Source organism: Paucibacter hankyongi, from assembly GCF_037482915.1.
GTDB lineage: Bacteria > Pseudomonadota > Gammaproteobacteria > Burkholderiales > Burkholderiaceae_C > Paucibacter_A > Paucibacter_A hankyongi.
The window spans coordinates 38356-59571 of sequence record NZ_JBBHJX010000010.1 but is presented as its reverse complement, the minus strand read 5'-3'; the positions used below and the strand labels follow the sequence as shown (position 1 = coordinate 59571).

At 62.7% G+C, this 21216-nt stretch carries 18 protein-coding genes; 4 read left to right on the top strand and 14 right to left on the bottom strand.

From position 1 onward, the window contains the following. Window positions 1-191 precede the first annotated feature (191 nt). The 13 genes from WG899_RS15280 to WG899_RS15220 all read right to left on the bottom strand — a co-directional run bounded on the left by WG899_RS15280 (window position 192) and on the right by WG899_RS15220 (window position 15512). Window positions 192-989, bottom strand: a complete 798-nt coding sequence (locus WG899_RS15280) for an SDR family NAD(P)-dependent oxidoreductase (protein WP_339596512.1) — start codon at window positions 987-989, stop codon at window positions 192-194. Window positions 990-1030: 41 nt separating this feature from the next. Further along, window positions 1031-2146 carry an ATP-NAD kinase family protein gene (locus WG899_RS15275; RefSeq protein ID WP_339596511.1) on the bottom strand — a complete coding sequence of 372 codons (1116 nt, stop codon included), beginning with the start codon at window positions 2144-2146 and terminating at the stop codon, window positions 1031-1033. Window position 2147: 1 nt separating this feature from the next. Then, the gene (gene gcvPB / locus WG899_RS15270; protein ID WP_339596510.1) at window positions 2148-3740 is read right to left on the bottom strand and encodes an aminomethyl-transferring glycine dehydrogenase subunit GcvPB; all 1593 of its coding nucleotides are present in this window, start codon (window positions 3738-3740) and stop codon (window positions 2148-2150) included. Between the two features lie 38 nt (window positions 3741-3778). Further along, window positions 3779-5173, bottom strand: a complete 1395-nt coding sequence (gene gcvPA, locus WG899_RS15265) for an aminomethyl-transferring glycine dehydrogenase subunit GcvPA (protein ID WP_339596509.1) — start codon at window positions 5171-5173, stop codon at window positions 3779-3781. A gap of 124 nt (window positions 5174-5297) precedes the next feature. Continuing rightward, the gene (locus tag WG899_RS15260; RefSeq protein ID WP_339596508.1) at window positions 5298-5762 is read right to left on the bottom strand and encodes a GNAT family N-acetyltransferase; all 465 of its coding nucleotides are present in this window, start codon (window positions 5760-5762) and stop codon (window positions 5298-5300) included. Between the two features lie 118 nt (window positions 5763-5880). Then, complete coding sequence (locus WG899_RS15255) at window positions 5881-6594, bottom strand: class I SAM-dependent methyltransferase (protein ID WP_339596507.1); 714 nt, start codon at window positions 6592-6594, stop codon at window positions 5881-5883. Window positions 6595-6676: 82 nt separating this feature from the next. Next, on the bottom strand, window positions 6677-7294 hold the full coding sequence (locus WG899_RS15250; RefSeq protein WP_339596506.1) for an EF-hand domain-containing protein: 618 nt from the start codon (window positions 7292-7294) through the stop codon (window positions 6677-6679). 18 nt (window positions 7295-7312) lie between these two features. Continuing rightward, window positions 7313-8119, bottom strand: coding sequence for a lectin (locus WG899_RS15245; RefSeq protein ID WP_444718860.1), 807 nt, complete (start codon window positions 8117-8119; stop codon window positions 7313-7315). A gap of 155 nt (window positions 8120-8274) precedes the next feature. Then, window positions 8275-10236, bottom strand: coding sequence for a hypothetical protein (locus tag WG899_RS15240; RefSeq protein ID WP_339596504.1), 1962 nt, complete (start codon window positions 10234-10236; stop codon window positions 8275-8277). Between the two features lie 110 nt (window positions 10237-10346). After that, window positions 10347-11942, bottom strand: a complete 1596-nt coding sequence (locus WG899_RS15235) for an ABC transporter substrate-binding protein (RefSeq protein ID WP_444718859.1) — start codon at window positions 11940-11942, stop codon at window positions 10347-10349. Between the two features lie 111 nt (window positions 11943-12053). After that, a complete protein-coding gene (locus WG899_RS15230) occupies window positions 12054-13289 on the bottom strand; it encodes a cyclic di-GMP phosphodiesterase (protein ID WP_339596503.1) in 1236 nt (411 codons plus the stop codon). 137 nt (window positions 13290-13426) lie between these two features. Beyond that, a complete protein-coding gene (locus WG899_RS15225) occupies window positions 13427-14707 on the bottom strand; it encodes a cyclic di-GMP phosphodiesterase (protein ID WP_339596502.1) in 1281 nt (426 codons plus the stop codon). Between the two features lie 145 nt (window positions 14708-14852). Beyond that, the gene (locus WG899_RS15220; RefSeq protein WP_339596501.1) at window positions 14853-15512 is read right to left on the bottom strand and encodes a c-type cytochrome; all 660 of its coding nucleotides are present in this window, start codon (window positions 15510-15512) and stop codon (window positions 14853-14855) included. An 88-nt stretch (window positions 15513-15600) separates the two neighbouring features. On the opposite strand from WG899_RS15220, the gene WG899_RS15215 reads away from it, so the two are divergent. From WG899_RS15215 to WG899_RS15205, 3 genes are read left to right on the top strand one after another with little or no spacing between them, the layout of a single operon-like run. After that, window positions 15601-16455: an AAA family ATPase gene (locus WG899_RS15215; protein WP_339596500.1), complete on the top strand. Its 855-nt coding sequence runs from the start codon at window positions 15601-15603 to the stop codon at window positions 16453-16455. 11 nt (window positions 16456-16466) lie between these two features. After that, window positions 16467-16679 (top strand): hypothetical protein, encoded by a 213-nt coding sequence (locus tag WG899_RS15210; RefSeq protein ID WP_339596499.1) that lies wholly within the window; start codon window positions 16467-16469, stop codon window positions 16677-16679. Window positions 16680-16725: 46 nt separating this feature from the next. Next, the gene (locus tag WG899_RS15205) at window positions 16726-18759 is read left to right on the top strand and encodes a S9 family peptidase (RefSeq protein WP_339596498.1); all 2034 of its coding nucleotides are present in this window, start codon (window positions 16726-16728) and stop codon (window positions 18757-18759) included. A gap of 12 nt (window positions 18760-18771) precedes the next feature. Here the strand turns inward: WG899_RS15205 and WG899_RS15200 are convergent, their stop codons facing one another. Further along, on the bottom strand, window positions 18772-20052 hold the full coding sequence (locus tag WG899_RS15200; protein ID WP_339596497.1) for an EAL domain-containing protein: 1281 nt from the start codon (window positions 20050-20052) through the stop codon (window positions 18772-18774). Window positions 20053-20209: 157 nt separating this feature from the next. Between WG899_RS15200 and WG899_RS15195 the strand changes: the two genes are divergently transcribed. Next, entirely contained in the window at window positions 20210-21205 is a 996-nt protein-coding gene (locus WG899_RS15195; protein WP_339596496.1) for a YDG domain-containing protein, read from the top strand. Window positions 21206-21216: the final 11 nt, after the last annotated feature.

The window sequence follows — 21216 nt, the reverse complement described above, 5'->3', positions numbered from 1 at the left end:
AACTCGGGCTCGTGAGGGGCTTGGGTGCTCTGCGCCGCTCATGTCACCCGACCGGCGCTGCGCACCGGTCTCCTTCTTTACTTCGCCGCGCAGAACACCCAAGCCCCTCATGGCGGCAGAGCGCTTGCGCATCGAGCAAATAAACCGCGCCCCATGCAAGGCGCCATCCATAACAGGTGAAACGAGCGTTCTCACGCCGAACCCGCCAACCCACCACCGTCCACCACATAGGCCGAGCCGGTGACAAAAGACGAGCGATCGCTGGCCAAGAAAAGCACCACCTGGGCAATCTCTTGCGCCTGCCCCACGCGCATCAGCGGGCGCGCATTGCCAGCCTCCACCAAGGCCAACTCGGCCAGCCCCAGTTGATGCGCTTCATTGCGCAGCATGGCGGTGTCGGTATCGCCCGGGCAAACGCTGTTGACGCGGATGCGCTGCGGCCCATGGTCCACCGCCATGGCGCGCGTCATGTTCACCACCGCACCCTTGGAGGCGCAATAAGACACCGCGTCTTTGCCGCCCACCAGGCCCCAGCCAGAGCCCGAATTGATGATGCTGCCGCCGCCCTGCTCGGCCATCACCGGCACGGCGTACTTGCTCATCAGGAAAATCGACTTGACGTTGACGGCCATCACCGCGTCCCAATCGGCCTCACTGGTGTCCACCACATTGGCACGCCGCGTGATGCCGGCGTTATTGAACAGAACGTCCAGGCGACCAAAGCGCGCCAAGGTCTGGGCCACACTGCGCTGGCAATCGGCGGCCACCGCCACATTGGCTTGCAAGGCCAGGGCCACGCCGCCGGCGGCCTCGATCTCGCGAACGGTCCCGGCCGCACTGTCTGCATTCAGATCACAGACCACCACCTGAGCCCCCTCTTGGGCGAACAGCAAGGCCGTGGCGCGGCCGATACCCGAGCCGGCGCCGGTGATCAGCGCCACCTTGCCGCGCAACTCACCTGCGGGCTTGCTCACATTCGATTGCGTCATCCTCGTCTCCATTTGTTTTTGTCCATGGCCGCAGCCAGCGGCTACTCTGCCACCAATCGCATCACCGCCCGGTCGCGCGGGCCGGTCAAGACCTGCACCGGGCCGCTGAACAAGGCGTCCACCTCGGCACAAGCGCTGTCCACCCGCAAGATACCGCCGAAACTGGCCGTCAGGCTTTGCAGCTTGGCGGGGGTCATCAAGACCGTCAAGGCCTGCGGCCCCAAGGCCCGCAAGACGCGTGCGCTCAGCGGCGCATTACCGCGACCGATCACATGACCCTGGCCGCCAATAGCCGTCAGCCACAAGCGCGCCCGCCCCGGCATGGCTTGCAGCAACTCCAGCAACTGCGCCTCGCTGGCATCGCGTAGCCAGAGCTGCCCGTCCACCACCACATCCAAACCGATCAAGCTGCCATCCAGCTGCAGTGCCTGCTTCAAGGCCCAGGTGGTTGAACCCGGCCCGATCAGGTGCACGCCAAAAGCCAGCTCCGAGCGCAGGCTTTGCGCCAAAGCTGCGGCGGCTTGCGCATCACCGGGCTGGCTGCGGGTCTTGCGCCCTTGCAGCCAGCGCGGGTCCACCGGCGAGGCCAGATAGCCAAACAAGCGAGGCAAGACCTGGCCCCCGCGCAGCGCTTCTTCGTCCAGATCCATCACCTCGCGCAGCTCCATGGGCCGTGCGGCAGAGGCCAAGAAAGATGCGGCCAAGCGCCCTCCCGCCGCCGGGCTGACGCCGAAACAGGCGGACTGCATCTTCACCCCGGCCGGAATGCCCAGCGCCGGCAGACTGGATGAATCACCCAAACCCGCCAGGACATCCCGCGCCGTGCCGTCGCCGCCGGCGAAAAGCAGCAGATCCAGTCCCAAGGCGGCCATCTGCCCCGCCAAGTCCTGGGTGTCTTGTGCCCGGCTGGGGCCCGCAGTCGCCAGCTCCAGCACCTGGGGCTGCAGCCCTTTCGAACGCAAGACCTCCTCACCCATGGCCCCCGGCCCGCAGACCCATTGCAAGGTCTGGCCTTCCCGCAAGCAGCCCAGCGCCACCAAGGCCCGCTCGGCCGACCAAGTCGAGGCCAAGGCCAGACCATCGCTGCCATGCCGGGCCAGCACGCCGCCGGCGCCCGCCATGGGGTTGATGATCAAGCCGACGCGCAGCCCTGGCATCTCAGTCCGCTCCGTGCTCGGCCAACTTGCGCTGCCAGGCGCGCCAGGTGATGGCCCAGCGCTTGGGGTCTTCCAAATACGACTCGTCCACCCGGCGGGTCGGACAGTTATGCGGCGCGCTGCGAACCAGCTCTGGATCGCAGCGCGCTTCATCGGCTACCCGGCTCATGATCTGCGCGAACTCATCCAGATCGGCGCGCGAGTAGGACTCGGTCGGCTCGACGGTGGCCGGCTCGGGCACCACATAGGGATGGTGGCTGGTCCAGTAGTGCACGCCGTAGTCGGCAGCTCGCAAGCCGATATCGCCGGAGTGCACGCCGGTCTCGGCGCAAAGCTCGGCCCAGCTGTAGCGCACCTGCTCGATGCGACGCTTGCCCGGCGCATAGGGCGCCGACAGGCCGCGAATTTTCAGCAGCTGGCTCATCATGTAGTTGTTGTTGAGCACCGCAACTTCCGCCACCTCACGCAGACCCGCCGCGCCCAGATTCATCACCCAGGCATAGGCGCGCAGCACGATGCCGGCCGTGCCCATAAAGGCTGCCACCTTGCCGATGGACTGAGCATCGCCTTGGTCGATGCGGTAGCGGCCATCGGCCTCCTTGACCACTCGCGGCCGAGGCAAGAACGGCGCCAACGCCTGCGTCACCGCACAAGCCCCAACCGCTGGGCCGCCGCAGGCATGCGGGGTCGAGAAGGTCTTGTGCAGATTGAAGTGGCACAGATCAAAACCCGCCTCGCGCGCCCGGGTGATGCCCAAGAGCCCATTGGCATTGGCCTGGTCATAGCAGGCCAGCGCACCCACCGAATGCGCTGCGGCGACGAACTCGCGGATCTTGGCGTTGAAGATGCCGGTGTCTTCGGGATTGGTGATGATGAGGGCCGCCGTTCGCGGGCCCACGGCGGCTTGCATCGCCGCCAGATCGGGGTAGCCCTGGGCATCGGGATACAGGGTGATGACCTTGTAGCCCAGCACCTTGGCGCAAGCCGCGTCCGAAGGGTGGCTGAAGATGGTGGTAATGATTTCGTCACGCTCACCGGCCTCGCCGCGCGACTCAAACCAGGCGCGGATCATCGCGATATTGGCGTAGATCGCCTGCGAACCCGAGCGCGGCTGCAGGCTCACCGCATCCATGCCCGAGACTTCCTTGAGCACGCCCTCCATCTCATGCATCACCCGCAAAATTCCTTGCACCGTGCTCTCGTCTTGCAGCGGGTGCAGTTCGCTCATGCGCGCATCGCGGGCCAGATGCTCGTTGACCTTGGGGTTGTACTTCATGGTGCAAGTGCCTTGGCCGACGTCCACATTGAAGTCCGCGCCCAGGTTCTCTTGCGAAAGGCGCAGATAGTGGCGCAGCACGCGGTTCTGGCTCAGCTCGGGCAAGGCCGGCGGCTTGCCGCGGCGCATGCCGGGCGGCAGGGTGAACAAGACATCGTGAGCGGCGGCCCCAATCGCCGGTTCGACTTCGGGCGTCAGCAAGGCACGCTCGCCGGGCTGGCTGAGCTCAAAAATCACCGGCTCATCCCAGCGCGCCTGCTGGTAGCGGCGCAGATTGGGCTGACCTTTTGTGAAGCGGTGGGCAGAGATGTTTTCCATCGTGCGGGGCTTTGAAGAGTTAGGGCTGTGGGCATTCATTAGGACAAGACCTCGCGCAGGGCGGCCACCAAGGTGTCAATGTCCGCTTGGGCATGGACTTCGGTGAAGGCATAGAGCGCCGCTTGGCCCAGAGCCGGGAACGCACCCGACAGATCGTGGCCACCGAAGATGCCGCGCTCGCGCAGCGCCACATTGATCTCGGCCACTGTCTTGCCGCTGAGCGAAAAGTCGAGCACAAACTCTTTGAAGTGCACCGTCTTCGCATGCATCAAGCGCAGGCCCGGCACAGCAGCCAACTGCTGGCGCGCATAAGCCACCCGCTTCATGATGCCCTCGCCCAACTCCTGCATGCCTTGCGGCCCTTGGCAGGCCAGGAAGACACCGGCCGTGATGCCCCACAGCGCGGCGGCGGTGCCGACAAACTCATTGCCCTGCTCGCGCTTGTCAAAAGAGGTGCGGTGGTAGGCCACATCGCCAAAGCCGTATTGCCCCGGCACCGAAGTCGGCGCCAGACCAAAAAGGCGCGAAGGGTATTGCAGCACCAAGGCCTCCTCGTCGCGGCTGGCAATAAAGCCGCCGTGGCCGCCGCCAAAGCTCATATGCATGCCCAGGGGCTGAATGTCGCCGCAGACGATGTCGGCACCATAGTCGGCCGGCGGGGTCAGCACACCCAGCGACAGCGGGTCCACGCCGACCACCAGCATTGCACCCACCGACTTGACCAAGGCCGCGATGGCCCCGCCCTCTTCAATGCCGCCGAAGTAATTGGGCACATCCAGATACAGGGCCGCCACCTGATCGCTCAACTTGGCACGCAGATCGGCGCGGTCCAGCAGGCCGCTCACCGGGTCGAAGCCGACCTCGATGAACTCGATCTCGCTGCGGCCATAGGTCTGAATGTGTGATCGCTTGTCGGCACTGGTGTTGCCGGCCAGCAGCACCCGAGGCCGACCGGTGTATCGCGCGGCCATGCAGCAGGCGGTGGCCGCCGCCTGCATGCCGTCATAAGTGGGCACGCTGACCACTTCCAGATTGAGCAGCTCGCCCATCATCGAGCAGTATTCCCACAGGGCCTGAAAGCGCCCGTGGTCGTCATAGGGCTCGCCGGCATAAGCCGTCAGGAATTCGCTGCGGCCATTGATCTCATCGCAGATCGAGGGCACATGGTGCTGGTAGCAACCACCGCCCAAAAAGCTCAGCGCCTCGCCGCAATGCTGGTTCTGCGCCAAGATGCCTTGCACATGGCGCTTCAGCCGCGCCTCGGACAGGATGGGCTCGGGCAAGTTCATTGGCCGGTCCAGACGCAAGTCGGCCGGCACATCGGCATAGAACTCTTCCACCGAGGCGGCGCCGGTGGCGGCCAACATGGCGGCCTTGACGGCCGGCACCGAATTGGGGATGTAGGGGTAGACGATCTGTGGCTTGGCTTTCATCGCGGCGCTTCGTTTCTCGGGTCTGTGACGGGCTAGGCAAGGCCTGCATTTCACGCCGCATGCGCGCGGCTGACAAACGAGAAATCGATGCGCATGGATTAGCTGAGCTAATCCATATCCCGACTTAGCTGGCCGCTTCGGGCAGCGCCACCTTGAAACTCAGGCCATGCTGATCGAAGCCCAGGTGTTGGTAGAAGGCATGGGCATCGCTGCGTCGCAAATTGGACGACAGCGCCAGCTTGTAGCAGCCGGCTTGAGCGGCCAGACGCATGGCGTCTTCCATCAAGGCGCGGCCGGCGCCCTGGCCCTGCAAGGCGGCATCCACACCGACGCTTTCCACCACGGCGCAAGGCGTGGCCTGGTGCGAGAGCATAGGCAGGATGAAGAGGGTCAGCGAGCCGATGATGCGCCCGCCGCTTTCAGCCACGCGGACCCGTGCGCCGGGCCAATGGCTGAGTTGCCACCACGCTTCCCGCACGGCAACCAGATCGCCATGGCCCGCCGTATCCAATCCGCTGGTTTGAAACAATTGCAGCAAGGCGGGCAAATCGGCCTCGACTGCATCTCGAATTTGAAGCGGCGTGGACATGATGTGAGCGATCTCGGTCGTGGAATCGGTGAAAAAAAGGTCAGTCAGAAAGGGGAGCGGTGCAGCACGCGCGCAAACACAAGGCCGCGCGAGCCGGCGCCTCTTCTCGCCCGCCTTTTCAAACCCGCTGCGCCAACATCGCCCACAAAAATGAGGCGCCAAACAAGCCACTTTCGGCCTGATCGTGAGGCTGCATCTGGCGCAACTCAAGCAGCTTAAATTCAGGGGCCCATATCGCGCGCAACTGCGCCTCCGAATAACCCAGGCCGCCACCCAGCGTGCCGCGGGCATAGACCTGCTCGTCGCTCAGGCCACTGCCGCCCTCGGGCCGGAAACACACCATGCCAAAACAGCCACCCGGCTTGAGCCAGCTTGCCACTTGCTTGACATAGCCGAGCCGCCGATGCGGCGCGAGGTGGTGAAAGCAGCCGGAGTCGTAGACCACATCGAAGGTCGAGGGCGCGAAGCTCAGCTCAAAGACGTTACGACAGTGCAGCCCAAACTCGACCTGAGCCTCGGCTCGATTGCGCTCCGCCCACTCGATCGCTGCGGCAGAGTAATCCACCGCGTCAACGCTGAAGCCAGCTTCAGTCAGGTGAATTGCATTGCGCCCGTTGCCGCAGCCCAAATCCAAGGCCCGGCCCGGCGGAGCGAAGCGGCGCTCTTGAAGCCACTGCGCCAGGCACTCGTCAGGCGCCAGGCCGAAGAAGGGCACCGGCTTGGCCCGATCGGCATAAAAGCCATTCCACCAATCACTCTGCCGATTGGCAAACTGGGCATCCAGTTGAGACAACTCCTCAGCGCTCGCCAACTCGAACTGTGATTGCTGCATCTGAGGCCACCTGCTCACCGCCGTCAAACAAACGCCCACCGAAAAGCCAGGCTTTACGGTCGGGCGCCAAGCCAGGGGCGGTCTATTTGCCCGCGGGAGACGCAGTCCCGGCTTTGTCCGACTTGTCCGACTTGGCAGCCTTGTTGGGCTTATCAGTCTTGCTGGGTTGAGGATGATGCTTGGCCTCGAACGCCAGCGCCTCGGCCAGGGTCAAACGGTCATCATGATCGGCATCGGCCTCATCGAAAAAGGCCATGCGGGCAGCGACCAACTCTTTGAAGCTGAGCTTCATGTCGCCATCACTGTCACTGCGCTTGAGCAAGCGCAGCATGGCTTGCACGCTCGCGCGATCGGGGATGGCTTGCAACTCGGCCAGCGTGATTTCGCCGTTATGGTCCAGATCCAGCACATGCCAGGACTTGACAATGTCCTTGTGGAACTCGTCCAGGCTGACAACGCCATCGTTGTTCTGATCCGCAGCGGCAAAGGCTTGCCGCGCTGCGCTGGGGGATGAGGCGCCCAGGACCTTATTCATGGCTTTGCTCGCATCCTTGTCTGCGGCCTTTTTCTGAGCAGGCGAAGCCCGCTGAGCCACAGGCTTGTCGCTAGTTTCAGCCAAGGCCAGCGGAACTGCAGCATTGCAAGCAAGAAACACCGCCACGGCAAACGCGGCGCGGGTCGATTTGAAGTGGGTAGTCATCTCTGATGTTTCCTCGCCTTACCACCACCAACGTTGATTCGGGCCGCCGCTGCAGCGCCACATCAGCACCTGCTGACCCGGGCGGGCATTGCCATCGCGGATATCCAGGCATTTGCCATTCATCTGGCTGCGAATCTGATTGCCATTGCGAACCCAGCGCTGATTCGGCCCACCACTGCACTGCCAAGCCAACACCCGTGCGCCATCGTTTTGATTGCCGCCATCAATGTCCAGACACATATTGCCGACCCGTATTTCGCCGTTACGGGTGAAGGAGAAGCGTTGGTTGTCGCCCCCCGCGCAGCGGTAGACGATCAAGCCATTGCCTTGGCGCAAGCCGCCTTCGATATCCAGGCAAAGATTGTTCATGCCGCGGATCTGGTTCCCCCAGCCATTGCCATTCGGGCGATTCGGGTATGGTCGCTGCGGGTAATTGTTGTCGGGGTAATAGTTGTTGTCCGACTGGTCGCGGTCCTTGTTGGCATGGCTGGCGATCAGCGCCAGGCCGGCAATAGCGGCCACAGCGGCCACTGCGGCGCCGGTGTTGGAGCCGCTCGAGGCCTCCGGCGTTTCACCGGGCGTGCTGACCTTGAAGCGAGCGGCACAGCCGCCGTTGACCCACAGCTCCATATTGCTGAGGTCATAACCCCAGCTGCGGTTGAAGCGGCAGGTACCGGACAACTGTTGCTCAAGCTCGACTTCGGTCGTGCCTTTAGGCAGGCGCGTGGACTCGTAACCACCGCGCGAACGCAATTCCAGGCTCTGTTCTGCGGCGCGCACCGGCGCCGCCCCCAGGGTGACTGCTGCAGCCGTCAAGCCACACACCCAATTGCTTCGTTTGAAGAGGTCTTTCACTGCTCACCCTTGATTGAACGTTAGGCGGGCATAGATTAGCAGCTTTTCAATGCCGCAAACCCTGCCCACCGCGGTACTCGCGTATGGGCTTGAGCAGCCGAACGGCCCCTGCCGCCAGGACAGACTCAGAGCGCGAGGCTGTATCGGGTGTAGAAGCGCCGACCGGCGGTGTCTTGCGCCGTCAGCCAAATCTCGGCGCGCTGGGGGGTGAAATTCCCAGGCAACGGCAAGGCCGTCAGCACCATGCTGGTTTTGTTCGCCACGGGGGGGGCGCTGTCGACTATCCAGGGCACCACGCCGCCGTTCACCACGGTGCGGACGTTGATCAAACGCAGATCGGGGTTCGCCGCCGCCCAGGCACTCCAGTTCAAGGTGAGATCCAACTTCAAGTCCGCAAAGCTCAAGGGCTTGCCAGCGCTGACACCATCCAACACGGGAAAGCGTGCCTGCGCCACTTCAGGCAATAGATCGGCGCGCAGAAATACCGGCCGCGTTTCACTCGCACCCGCAATGCTGTAGCTGACCTGATACTTGCCCCCGCGCATACGATCGGCGGGGCCAATCCAAGCCACATTGGCGATTTGCACGGCGGTGTCAGCAATGTCGCCCGTCGGGTCTTGAAGAACTGCGCCCGGCGTCTTGGCAAAACACAGCAAGGCGCGGCGACAGTAAGCAAAACCCAAGCTGAAACCTCCCGGAGTTTGCACCGTGGCGCTGTCCATCAGTTTGGTCGGCAGCGCGTCGCCAACGCCTGGCTTTTGCGCCTGTATCTCGAACTGCAGGCCCAGGCTGGGGTTGGGGGTTTGCGTGCTATTCAAGGCGCCGGTGCTATCGAGTGCCAGCAAAGCCATCGGATATATGCCCAACTCCAGCTTCTTGCCATTCCCAATCAAATTCCATTTGCTGCCGGTGGTCGATGTCTTGTTGAAGCTGAGTGCGTCGCTAAAAACAGCCTGCACCGTACCGGCAGAGTCGCTGACCAAGGCGGAGATCAAGACCTTCAAGCACAGGCCTCCGGTCACGCTGTCATCGGCACAACCCATCGCCTGCACACGGCCGATTTGCAGGCCCCGCGCCGCATAAGCCGCCAGCAATGCGGCAAGGTCCGCCTTCTGGCGCCCGTTGTGCTGAACATAGCTAGCCAGCAAAGGATGCGCTGCAATCGTGGTGGCACTCAAGGCCTGCACCATCATTTGATTCAAGGCCGCGCTGAACTCATCCAAGGAGCCCATATTCGCCAGAGTGGCCGTGGGACTGGTGCTGGCTTTCAACACAGAACTGATGGCGTTGGCTGGCACACCATCGGCCGGCTTCAACAGTTCAGCCTGGGCCTGAGGCAACTCCACCACGACCTCGGCCGAGCTACCCACCATCAATTTGTTCGACAGCTGCAGCTGGGCGGTGCCCTTGCTGCTCTTGGCCAAGTCGACCCGCAGCGACTCCAACAGAAGGTCTTGCGCGCCCTTATTGGCAACAAAAGTGGGGTCGCTGAGCAGGTCCAGTGTCTTGGGGTCGGTGATCTTCAGATCGGTGAGCTGGGTCTTGATCAAAGTTTTGACAAACTCTCCGGCCGCACTGGCGGCCGTGGCCACCTGCACGATGAGCGCTTTGTTCTGATCGGCGGCGGCAAACACAGGCCGCGGGTCGCCGCCCATCGACAAAGCCACGATGGCATCGCTGAGCGGCGTGACATTGGCCACCATGGCCGCACTGGCGGCGCTCATCACCGGCACGGCCGAGTGCAGCACCTGCGGCGCACCGGTCGCATCCAAACCTCGCACTTGCACCAGCAAGGGAGCCGTCAAGGTCTTGCTGCTCAGGGTCAGCGAATAGGAACCATCGCTGGCATGGGTGGTGGCGCTGCCAACGGCAGTGCCAGTGGCATCCAGCACCTTGACTTGGGCGCCCGTCAGCGGAGCCGCCACGGCCGCCACGCCGGTGAGTGTGGGGGAGTTGGTAAACACGACCGCACTGCCGCTGGCGCCAGTGGATGAATCTCCACCGCTGCCGCCCCCTCCGCCACCGCAGCCGCTCAATAACAGACTGCCGATCAGCCCGATACAGCCGGCGCGAATGGATCGAGGCAAGAAAGATGATGACGTAAGCAGGTACATGGCGGCTCGAAAACGGTAATAAGCCACGCCATGTTATGGGCCCTAGCCTTCGGCCCAAACCCCAAAAACAGCAAGCCTTACGGCTATTTGCCCAAGTTCACCCAGGAATACTCGAGCCAGTTGTCGGCCCGGTTGACGGCGCTGACATTGTTGCGCGCCGCCCAGGGAATCATCTGCCGGTGCAACGGCAAGATGTGGAATTGCTCTTTGTATTCGGTCAAGGCCGCCTTGATCAGCTGTTCACGCTTCTTGGCGTCGGGCTCCACCGATGACTGCGCCGCCAGCGCATCAAACTTGTCATTGCGCACGCCACCGTAGTTGTAGGCGCCGACGCCTTTCTCGCCGCGATTGCGGAACACCGGCGTCATGATGGACTCGGCATCGGTGATCGCGCCGCCCCAGCCATAGAGAAACAAGCTGGTGTCTAATTTTTCCAGCTTGGGGAAGAAGGTCACCCGCGGCATTGCCGAGACCCGCACCTTGACCTTCAGTTGCGCCCACATGGCGGCCAGAGCCTGGCAGATTTCCTCATCATTGATGTAGCGGTTATTCGGGCAGTCAAGCGTGACCTCAAAGCCATCGGCATAGCCCGCCTCCTGCATCAGCTTACGGGCAGCGCCGATGTCAAAGGGATAACGCGCTTCCAGCGCGGCATCGTTGTAGCTGGCGATCGGCGATGGCGTAGGGCTACCGGTCGGCAGGCTGAGACCGTTCATCAGCTTGAGGCGCAAGGCCTCCACATCCACCGCCTGGTACAAGGCGCGCCGCACACGCAAATCCTTGAAGGGGTTTTTGTCGGCATGTGGTGCGGGCACTTGGGCGTAAAGCAGTTTGTCACGCGCCTGATCCATGCCGATGAAGATGATCCGATTCTCTGGCCCGTCGATCACCTTGACCCCGCTGGTATTGCGCAGGCGGGCAATGTCGCGCGGTGCCGGGTCGAGCACAAAGTCGATTTCGCCGGAGACCAGCGCGGCCAGGCGCGTGGCGTCATTGCCGATCGGGGTGAACACCACCTCCTGCACATTGCCTTCAAACTTGTTCCACCACGCCGGATTGCGCTTGAAGCTGGTCTTCACCCCCGGCTGCCGCGTCACCAGCATATAGGGGCCGGTGCCATTGGCATTCATGCTGGTGAAGCTCTCTTCTTTGTTTTTGTAGTCCAAGGGCCGTGTGACCCGGTGCTTCTCGGACCAGGACTTGCTCATCATCCAGAGCGTGTCCAGATGCTGCAGAAAAATGGGGTTATGGCTGCTCAGCTGAAACTCGACCGTCAGCTCATCGATCTTGCGCGGCGTGCCCACCGCATTGGCGTAGACCGCGACCTGCGAGGTCGGCGCGGCGGCCCGCTGGATTGAGAACAACACATCGTCGGCCGTGAAGGGCTGGCCATCATGGAACTTGACGCCCGGGCGCAGCTTGAAGCGCCACAGCAGCGGCGACACCTGGGTCCATTCGCTGGCCAGGCCGGGCACGATATTCAGTTGCCGGTCGCGGCGGGTCAGGCGCTCGTAGATCTGGCCGTTGACCATATTGGTCATGCTCTCGTTTTGCGAGTGCGGATCCATCGTCTGCGGATCGCCCTGGCTGGCCCACCGCAGGGTTTGCGCCTGCGCCACTACGGCGCCGCCAAGCAGCGCAGCAGCGACCAGAGCCCAACCGACATGCCGCTTCATCATTTGCAGGACTCCCAGGAAATAGTTCTGCGCCCAGTTTAGGCACCCTGCTCGGCCGCAAGCCCTGGGGTTAACCTCAGCGAGGGACCCTGCCCACGCCGAGGCGCGGCAGCATCAAGCCTGCTGCCAGATGTCCTCAAGATGAGGAAAGCCCCAATCCTGTGGCGACTCGCGGCCCAGCACACGGTCTTTGGCGGCATTGGCCGACAGGTCGAGCGTTTGCACCGGGATAGGCATTTTGGAGCGGGTCGAATAGAACACCCGCACCACCGGCGCGGCCAGATTGTGGGCATTCATATCGGTCACCACGGCCAAACGCCCGGACTCCAGTTTGACGAGGCTGCCAACCGGGTAGATCCCCACGCTGGTCACAAAGGCCTTGAAGATCACCGGATCAAAGTGCCCACGCCAGCCGGCCATGCGTTGGATCGACCCGGCCGGATCCCAGGCCGCCTTATAGGGCCGGGTCGAGGTGATAGCGTCATAGACATCACAGACCGCGCCCATGCGCGCCAGCAAGCTGATTTGCTCGCCCTGGAGCTTGTGCGGGTAGCCGCTGCCGTCGATCTTCTCGTGGTGATGCAGGCACACCTCCAGCGCCGCCTCAGGCACGTCCGCGCCTTGTTTGAGCATCTCGAAACCACGCTCCGGGTGGGTGCGAATGACGTTGAACTCGGCCTCGCTCAATTGACCCGGCTTGTTCAGCACGTCCTGCGGCATGGCCATCTTGCCGATATCGTGCAAGAGCCCGGCCAAGCCAGCCTCCCGGGTTTGAGCCTCATCCAGCCCAAGCCGGCGCCCCAAAGACACCATCAAGGCGCACACCGCCACCGAGTGCATATAGGTGTAGTTGTCCTTGGTCTTCAGGCGCGCCAAGCTGATCAGGGCCGAAGGATTGCGGGCCACCGAATCGGCCACCTCTTCGACGATGGGCAGGCATTGCTCGGTATCCACCGCGCGGCCCATGCGCGCCTCACCAAACAACGACAACACCGCCTGACGCGAACGGTTCACCACCTGGCCCGCACGCTCAATCTCGGCCCCGAGGCTGACGCGCGCCGGAGGCATCGGTGCTGGCACGGCTGCGGGGGCAGGTGGCACTGGCGGCGCTGGCGTAGCGGTCGCCGGCAATTCAAACGGCAAGGGTGCCGGCGCTTGCGGGGCCACGTCGTCGCCCTTGCTGCAATCGATCCAAACCATCGCCACACCGCTGGTCAGCAAGGCCTCCAAATCGGCCTGATCCTGCAGCAAGAACTTGGTCTTCCAAAAGGGATGCGACAGCCACGAGCCTTCCAGTGACTGGATAAACATGCCCAACTGGACTTGTTGGGTGGCTATCTTCTTGAGCATGAAAAGTCGGAAGGAAGTGCGCGCGAACAGAGCTTGAGGCGAGCAGTATGTCTCACCCTAATCGCGCCGAACAGCCGATCAACTGCCCCTTGCGCAGGCTATTCCACCGAAAGGTCTGACCGATAAGCTTGACGCAATCAGGCCTTTCGCCAAATCTCGTCCAGATGGGTGAAGCCCCAGTCCTGCGGCGACTCACGCGAGATGACCCGGTCGCCGACATTGGGCTCGGACAAATCCAGCGTCTGCACCGAAATCGGCAGCTTGGACCGTGTGGAATAGAACACCCGCACCACCGGTGCGGCCAGATTGTGTTGATTCAGATCCACCACCACCGCCAATCGGCCGGACTCCAGCTTGACCAAGCTGCCGACCGGATAGATGCCCACGCACATTACAAAGGCCTTGAACACCACCGGGTCAAATTGCCCGGTCCACTGGGCCATGCGCTGGATCGATCCGGCCGGGTCCCATGCAGCTTTGTAGGGCCGCGTCGAGGTGATGGCGTCGTAGACATCACAGACGGCACCCATACGCGCCAACAGGCTGATCTGGTCGCCCTTCAGCCGCTTGGGGTAGCCCGTACCGTCGACCTTTTCGTGGTGGTGCAGGCAGACATCCAGCGCCGCATCAGGCACCCCGCCGCTGTCCTTCAAAATTTGATAACCCCGCACCGGATGCGAGCGGATCACATTGAACTCGGCATCGGTCAACTGCCCCGCCTTATTCAAAATATCCAGCGGCATGGCCATCTTGCCGATGTCGTGCAACAAGCCGGCCATGCCGGCCTCGCGCATCTGGTCTTCGTCCATGCCAAGTTGCCGCCCCAGCGACACCATCAAGGCACAAACGGCCACCGAGTGCATATAGGTGTAATCGTCCTTGGTCTTGAGTCGCGCCAAGCTGATCAGAGCCGAGGGATTGCGCGATACCGAATTGGCGATCTCTTCCACCAGCGGCAGGCATTGATCGGCGCTGACCGATTTACCCATGCGCGCTTCGCCAAACAAGGCCATCACCTGATCGCGCGAGCGATGCATCAACTGGGTGGCATGCTCCATCTCGGCGCTCAGACTGACACGCTCTTGAGCCTTGGGTCGAAGCAGCGGAGGCGCGGCCACGGGTGGCTTGGGGGGCTCGGGCTCCACCGCCTGGACCACCGGGGCCGGGACTGGCGCTTGAGCCTCGGGCTCAGCGGCCCTCTCGGGTGCGATAACCGGCGCTTCGGAAGAGGCCACATCGCCGCCCTTGCTGACGTCGATCCACACGGCCGGCACGCCGCTCTTCTTCAGCGCCGCCAAATCAGCCGGCTCTCGCAAGACGAATTTGGTCTTCCAGAATGGATGCGACAGCCACGAGCCCTCCATCGACTGGAGGTACATGCCCAACTCAACCTGTTCGGTGGGAATTCTCTTGAGCATCGGTCGCCAAAAATAGTCTGATCAACAACGCACCGCCCAAGTATCACCCGAGCGAAGCCGGTCCTTGGCTCAGAAATGCACAAAAAAACCGCCCTGGGGCGGTTTTATCTGCTTTGTTGCGTGTCGGGGACTTGCCCCACCACGATCAACGGAGCTTGCTTTGCGGCACCGTGCGCAACTCGCTCGGCAGCGAAGCCAGATACTTGGCCAGCGCCTTCAATTCAGCAGCGCTGAATTGCTTGACCTGCCCGGCCATGATGGCATTGCTGCGGCCGACGACCGCTTGGCCTTCGGTTTGATAAGACTTCAAAGCCACATTCAGATAGTCGGCATGTTGGCCGGCGATCTTGGGGTAAGCGCCGTCGATCGGCTTGCTGAAGTTGGCGCCGTGGCAGGACACGCAAGCGCCCTTGGTCAACAACTCGGCGACTTGAGCCGAAGGTGCCGGCACGGTCTCAGCCACAGGCGGCACGCCGGCTTGAGTTTCGTAGAAGGCAGAAATGTCGGTGATGTCTTGCTCGGTCAGGCTCAGCGCAATGCCACGCATGGTGGGGTGCTTGCGCTCGCCCTTGGCATAGGCGGTCAGTGCCGAGGCGATGTACTTGGCGTTTTGGCCAGCAATCATCGGCACCTTGTGCACTTCTGGGAAGCTGGCCTGGTAGCCCGGGATGCCATGGCAACCAATGCACATGGCAATCTTGGTTTGCACCGCAGGAGCGGCCGAAGCAGCCTCCTTGGCTTGAACGGTAGCGGCGGCGCCCAACAGCGTGGCCAAGGCGAGCGAGATCTGCAGCAGTTTTTTCATGGTCCCGGGGGGTCTTGATCTTGTACCGACGGGCATTATAGGGGGCCACTTATACTGAATCATCACCTTTTGAAGTTTGATCTAAACCATGAAATTTGAAGGCTCGGAACAATACGTCGCCACACCCGACCTGATGCTGGCCGTCAACGCCGCAGCCACGCTACAAAGGCCGCTGCTGATCAAGGGCGAGCCCGGTACTGGCAAGACCATGTTGGCCGAGGAAGTGGCGCAGGCGCTGGGTATGCCGCTGTTGCAATGGCATATCAAATCGACCACCAAGGCCCAGCAAGGCCTGTATGAATATGACGCGGTGAGCCGCCTGCGCGACAGCCAGTTGTCCGGCATCGAAGGATCTGAGAAGGTCCGCAATATTGAGAACTACATCGTCAAGGGTGTGCTCTGGCAAGCCTTCGAGGCCGACCGCCCTGTGGTGCTCTTGATCGACGAGATCGACAAGGCCGACATCGAATTCCCCAACGATCTGCTGCGCGAGATCGACCGCATGGAGTTCTATGTCTACGAGACCCGCCAGCTGATCAAGGCCCGCCATCGCCCGCTGGTCTTCATCACCTCGAACAATGAAAAAGAACTGCCTGACGCGTTTTTGCGCCGTTGTTTCTTCCACTACATCAAGTTCCCGGAAGCGCAGACGATGCAGGCCATCGTCGATGTGCACTTCCCCGGGCTGAAGCAGGAATTGCTCAGCGCTGCGCTGAAGACCTTCTTCGAGGTGCGCAATCTGCCCGGCCTGAAGAAGAAGCCCTCGACCTCGGAATTGCTCGACTGGCTGAAGCTCTTGGTGGCCGAAGACATCCCCACCGAATCGCTGCAAGGCCGCGATGACAAGGTCTCGATTCCACCGCTGGTGGGCGCCTTGCTGAAGAATGAGCAAGACCTGACCCTGTTTGAGAAGCTGGTGCAGATGCAGCGCCACAACCGCTGAAGCCTCGCACCATGAGCACCGACATCAAAAAAGCCGCCCGCGAAGGGCTGGCCGACGCAGCCGGTTTTGTGCTGGGCGCCCTGGGCGGCTGGCAACTCGGCGCAGCCTTAGGCTACGACTGCATCAACACGCCCGGCTGGGCCGCGCCACAACTGATCGGCCTGGTGCTGATCGTGGCCGGCTGCGGCGCCGGTCGCTGGCTGTTCCGCCGCCTGCTGGCCTGAGCCACCCAAACCCATCGACACCCCTTCCACCGAGCCGAGACTGCCCATGACGCCAAGCAAGCCGAAGAAGAAGCACGAGAAACTCTTTGATGTCGAAGCGCTCTGGCAGATGGCGCGCGTCGGTGCGCCCAGCCTCTCGCCCGACGGCGCGCAGGCGGTGGCCGGGGTCACCCAATATTCGATGGAGAGCAACAAGAGCCAGTCCAGCCTCTATCTCTTGTCCACGCTGGGCGGCGAACCGCGCCGTCTGACCAGCGCCGGCGACAAGGACGGCGCGCCGCAATGGAGCCCCAGCGGCGAGCAGATCGCCTTCGTTGCCAAGCGCGAGCAAGAAGGCAGCAAGGACGAAGAGGCTCAGCTCTATGTGATCGCCCCCGACGGCGGCGAGGCGCGCCGCGTTTGCGAGATCGCTACCGGTGTCGAAGCCTTCAAATGGCTGCCGGATGGCCGCCATATCGCCGCCATCTCCTGGGTCTGGCCGAAATTGAAAGGCCAGAAAGCGCAAGCGCAAGCCTTGAAGGACTTCAAGGCCCGCAAAGAGACCGGCTACGTCACCAGCGAGACCTTCTACCGCTACTGGGACCATCACATCCCGATGGGCCGCGTGGCCCACCTGCTGCTGGTCGACACCCGCACGGGCAAGGTCCGCGACCTCTTCGAGGGCAGCAACTTCGAGCTCGGCCGCTCCGACCCCGACGCGAATGTGTTTGACATCTCGCCCGATGGCCGCCGCATTGTTTTCGCCTTCGACCCAGCGCCCGAGAAAAAGGTCGGCCATTGTTTTGCGCTGGCCGAGTTGGAGATCAAGAGCGGCGAATTCCGCACCCTCTTGCAGGACCCGGCCTGGGATTTTCAGGCGCCGCGCTACAGCCATGCCGGCCAGCATCTGGCCTTTTTGGCCAGTCATCAAGGCCTCAAACACACCATGCCTGCGCAGCTGGCGGTGCTCGACACACGCGGCCAATGGGCCGTCGTGTCGGCCGACTGGGACCATGAAGTGGCCGCGCCGCTGGTCTGGGCAGAGGATGATTTGTCGCTGCTGTTTTGCGCCGAGCAAGAAGGTCGCCGCCACCTGTGGCGTTTCGATCTGCCCGAGGCGCAGGCCCGCATCGAATTCAAGGGCGGCCATGCGGCCAGCTTTGCGGCCGCATCCGGCGTCATCGTCGTCAACCACGACAGCGCCCATTTCCCCTCGCGCCTGTCGGTGCTGGACGAGGACAAAGCCCCGCACCGCATCGAGTCTTTCAATCAGGACCTATTGAACAGCCACACCCTGCCCGCTACCGAAGAAGTGTTCTACAGCGGCGCGCAAGGCGAACGTGTCCAGATGTGGTTGAGCTACCCGCCCGGTTTCAACCCCAAGAAGAAGTACCCGGTGATGCACCTGATTCACGGCGGCCCGCACACCTGCGCGGGCGACGCTTGGCATTGGCGCTGGAATACCCAGTTATTTGCCGCCGAGGGCTATGTGGTGGCGAGCGTCAATTACCACGGCTCATCAAGCTTCGGCTACGCCTTTCTCGACTCCATCACGCACCGCTGGGGTGAGCTGGAGTTGCAAGACATCGAGGCCGGCACCGACTGGCTGCTGAAACAGCCCTGGGCCGACAAGAGCCGCATCTTCGCCACCGGCGGTAGCTATGGCGGCTTCATGGTGGCCTGGATGAATGGTCACATCAAGCCGGGCCGCTACCAGGCCTATGTCTGCCACGCCGGCTGTTTCGACTGGCAAGCCATGTTCGCTGACGACTGCTACAGCTGGCATGTCAAGGAACTGGGCGCCTATTACTGGAACGACCCCGCCAAGATCGCCGCGCAAAGCCCGCACTCCTTCGCCCAGCACATGCAGACCCCAACCCTGGTGATCCACGGTGCCATGGACTACCGCGTGCCGGACGCCCAAGGTCTGGCCTACTACAACACCCTCAAGGCCAGGGATGTCGACGCTCGCCTGCTCTGGTTCCCGGATGAAAACCACTGGATCCTGAAGCCACAGAACAGCCGGCTTTGGTATGCCGAATTCATGGCCTGGCTGAAGAAATACGAGCCCGCAAAACCGAGCAAGGCCAAAAAAAGTTAAAGAGCGGCCGGGCTACTCGGCCTGGCCCCAATCGGCGTCGCCGCAGAGCACACGCAGGCGCCCCTCTTGCCAAAAAGCTACCGAGACGGTGATGCACAAACGGGCGCCATGCAGGCTCAGATACGGCCGCGTCACCTGCACTTCGCCGATGCTGGCCAGCGCACGGCGAAAGTAGGGCCGGCGCGCCCAGCGGGCATCCCCGGCGCGCTCCAGCGGGGCGAAGCGCTGATCGGTCTCGAGCACCGCCGCGGCGGGCATTTCGCGCTCACCCAACTCGCGGCCATGCTCGTCCAGCAAGTAGCACAGCTGCGCCCCCTCCAGGCGCAAGAACGCCTCACAAGCCTGGCGCAGGCCACGCCCCTGCTGCAGGGGCAAGAGCGCCAAGGCCATCGCCGTGCGGTAAGGCGCCACACGTTCGTCATAGCGCTGGCGCCCCTGCGAATGAGAGGCGTCAAACAGATCCCAGACGTCCTCGATCACCGGTGACACCGCCCCGGCCGTCAGCAGTTCGGCCTGCGGCCTGCCAAAGGCGTAGCCCTGCACCAGGTCGATATCGGCATCCAGCGCCAGCTGCGCCTCATCGCGCGTCTCAACGCCCTCCAGCAGCACCAAGGCACCGCACTCATGCAATAGCGACACCATCTGCGTCAGCACCCGCGCCATGCGCGGCGACGCCGTGGCTTGCTGCAGCAGGCCTCGATCCAATTTGACGATCTCGGGCTTGATGCGCCAGATGCGGTCAAAGTTTGAATGCCCGGCCCCAAAGTCGTCCAGCGCCAGCAGGCAGCCGGTGCGCCGAGCCGCCGCCACCGCGTGCTCAAACTTTTCATCCTGCGCCATCACGTCCTCGGTCACCTCAAGGACCAGGCGACTCATAGGCAGTCCCAGTTGCTGCACCACTTCAATCGCCTGCGCCAGCATCTCGGCGTGTCGACTGGCATGCACAAACACGGCCGGGTGGATATTGAGAAACAACCAGCAGTCCTGCGAGCGCTGCTCCACGAAGTTATGCACATGCAGCAGGCGGCACAAGCGGTCCAAGTGCACCTGCTCTTCAAAACTGCCCACCCGCTCAAAGGCGTGCAGCGGTGACAAGACCTGGCCCTGTGCATCGCTGACCCGAATCAGGGCCTCATAGCCCACCGGGCGTCGGTGCGGGAAGCTGTAAATCGGCTGGAAATGGCTGCGCAAGAAGTGGCCGCCATGCCGCGCCAGCCACCGGCCAGACCGCTCGGGGTCTTCGTCGATCGAGGCGTAAAGCGCCGCCAGCATTTGTTCGACTTCGGGATTCATGCACTGCCCCTCGTTTGCACCACGTCCAGTCTGGCACAAGGCGCGACGCGATACCAAGCGAACCGCGCTCCAAAGTCAAAAAGTAACACCAAGAATCAGGCTTCTTTTCCCGCGACTTCACGACATCGGCTTGGCGCAATATATCTAGCTAGCAAAAGTGAAGGTGCGGGCTGAACGCGGCATCGTCGCCGCCAACAAGGTCTATGACGGCACGACTGCCGCCACGCTGAACAGCAGCGGCGCGGCCTTCACCGGCAAGGTCACAGGCGACTCCCTGAGCGTGGCCACCGCCAACGGCGTCTTTGCCGACAAGACGGCGGCGAATGGCAAGACGGTGGCTATCACCGGCCTGAGCCTGGGCGGCACCGATGCCGGCAACTATGTGCTGGACAGCAACACCGCGAGTGCCAAAGCCGATATCACGCGCGCGCCAATCAGCGCCGTGACCGGCATTAACGCCCTCAGCAAGCTTGAAGACGGCACAGCGGTTGCTCAAGTGAAGCTGGACCAGGCGGTGCTCGTAGGTCGAATTGGCGACGACCAGTTGAACGTGAGCTCCGCTGCGGCGCAGTTCGATAGTGCCATGCCAGGCCTGCAAAAGCCGGTGAGCATCCAGAACATCACCCTCGGGGGCACGGACGCATTGAACTACCAACTGCTACAAACCAGCAGCACCAGCGTGGCAGACATCACCGCCAAGCCCCTGCCACCGACACCGCCGGTAGCGCCACCACCGGCACCCGCGGCAGTAAAGGTCAGCGAACAGCCTGTCGCCGCCCCTGCCGAGGTGGCACGTACGAGCAGCCCCGCAAGCACAGCGTTGACGGCGGGAATCAATGTGGCGCTGACACAAGCGCCGAGCAATGCGGAGCAAGGTCTTATCAGCGTGAGTGTGCCGCGCAACACCGCGACGGCGGGATCGGGCTTCAGCTTTGCCCTGCCAGAGCCTTTGCAGAAATCAATCGAAGCCAGCGGCGCCACCGCAAGGGCCAGTACCCTCAAAGGCGAGGCATTGCCGAGTTGGCTGCGCTTTGATGCGGCGACGTACAGCTTTATCGCCAGCGCGGTGCCTGACGGCGCCCTGCCCTACCAGGCCGTGATCACCATCAACGGTCAACGCACTGTGGTTGTGATCGCCGAACGGCAGGACTGAGGCCGGCGCCA

What these genes read in the sequence shown, in the direction of transcription:
- WG899_RS15280 (WP_339596512.1), bottom strand. Translation starts at nt 989, where the DNA reads ATGACGCAATCGAATGTGAGCAAGCCCGCAGGTGAGTTGCGCGGCAAG.
- WG899_RS15275 (WP_339596511.1), bottom strand. Translation starts at nt 2,146, where the DNA reads ATGCCAGGGCTGCGCGTCGGCTTGATCATCAACCCCATGGCGGGCGCC.
- gcvPB (WP_339596510.1), bottom strand. Translation starts at nt 3,740, where the DNA reads ATGGAAAACATCTCTGCCCACCGCTTCACAAAAGGTCAGCCCAATCTG.
- gcvPA (WP_339596509.1), bottom strand. Translation starts at nt 5,173, where the DNA reads ATGAAAGCCAAGCCACAGATCGTCTACCCCTACATCCCCAATTCGGTG.
- WG899_RS15260 (WP_339596508.1), bottom strand. Translation starts at nt 5,762, where the DNA reads ATGTCCACGCCGCTTCAAATTCGAGATGCAGTCGAGGCCGATTTGCCC.
- WG899_RS15255 (WP_339596507.1), bottom strand. Translation starts at nt 6,594, where the DNA reads ATGCAGCAATCACAGTTCGAGTTGGCGAGCGCTGAGGAGTTGTCTCAA.
- WG899_RS15250 (WP_339596506.1), bottom strand. Translation starts at nt 7,294, where the DNA reads ATGACTACCCACTTCAAATCGACCCGCGCCGCGTTTGCCGTGGCGGTG.
- WG899_RS15235 (WP_444718859.1), bottom strand. Translation starts at nt 11,942, where the DNA reads ATGATGAAGCGGCATGTCGGTTGGGCTCTGGTCGCTGCTGCGCTGCTT.
- WG899_RS15230 (WP_339596503.1), bottom strand. Translation starts at nt 13,289, where the DNA reads ATGCTCAAGAAGATAGCCACCCAACAAGTCCAGTTGGGCATGTTTATC.
- WG899_RS15225 (WP_339596502.1), bottom strand. Translation starts at nt 14,707, where the DNA reads ATGCTCAAGAGAATTCCCACCGAACAGGTTGAGTTGGGCATGTACCTC.
- WG899_RS15220 (WP_339596501.1), bottom strand. Translation starts at nt 15,512, where the DNA reads ATGAAAAAACTGCTGCAGATCTCGCTCGCCTTGGCCACGCTGTTGGGC.
- WG899_RS15215 (WP_339596500.1), top strand. Translation starts at nt 15,601, where the DNA reads ATGAAATTTGAAGGCTCGGAACAATACGTCGCCACACCCGACCTGATG.
- WG899_RS15210 (WP_339596499.1), top strand. Translation starts at nt 16,467, where the DNA reads ATGAGCACCGACATCAAAAAAGCCGCCCGCGAAGGGCTGGCCGACGCA.
- WG899_RS15205 (WP_339596498.1), top strand. Translation starts at nt 16,726, where the DNA reads ATGACGCCAAGCAAGCCGAAGAAGAAGCACGAGAAACTCTTTGATGTC.
- WG899_RS15200 (WP_339596497.1), bottom strand. Translation starts at nt 20,052, where the DNA reads ATGAATCCCGAAGTCGAACAAATGCTGGCGGCGCTTTACGCCTCGATC.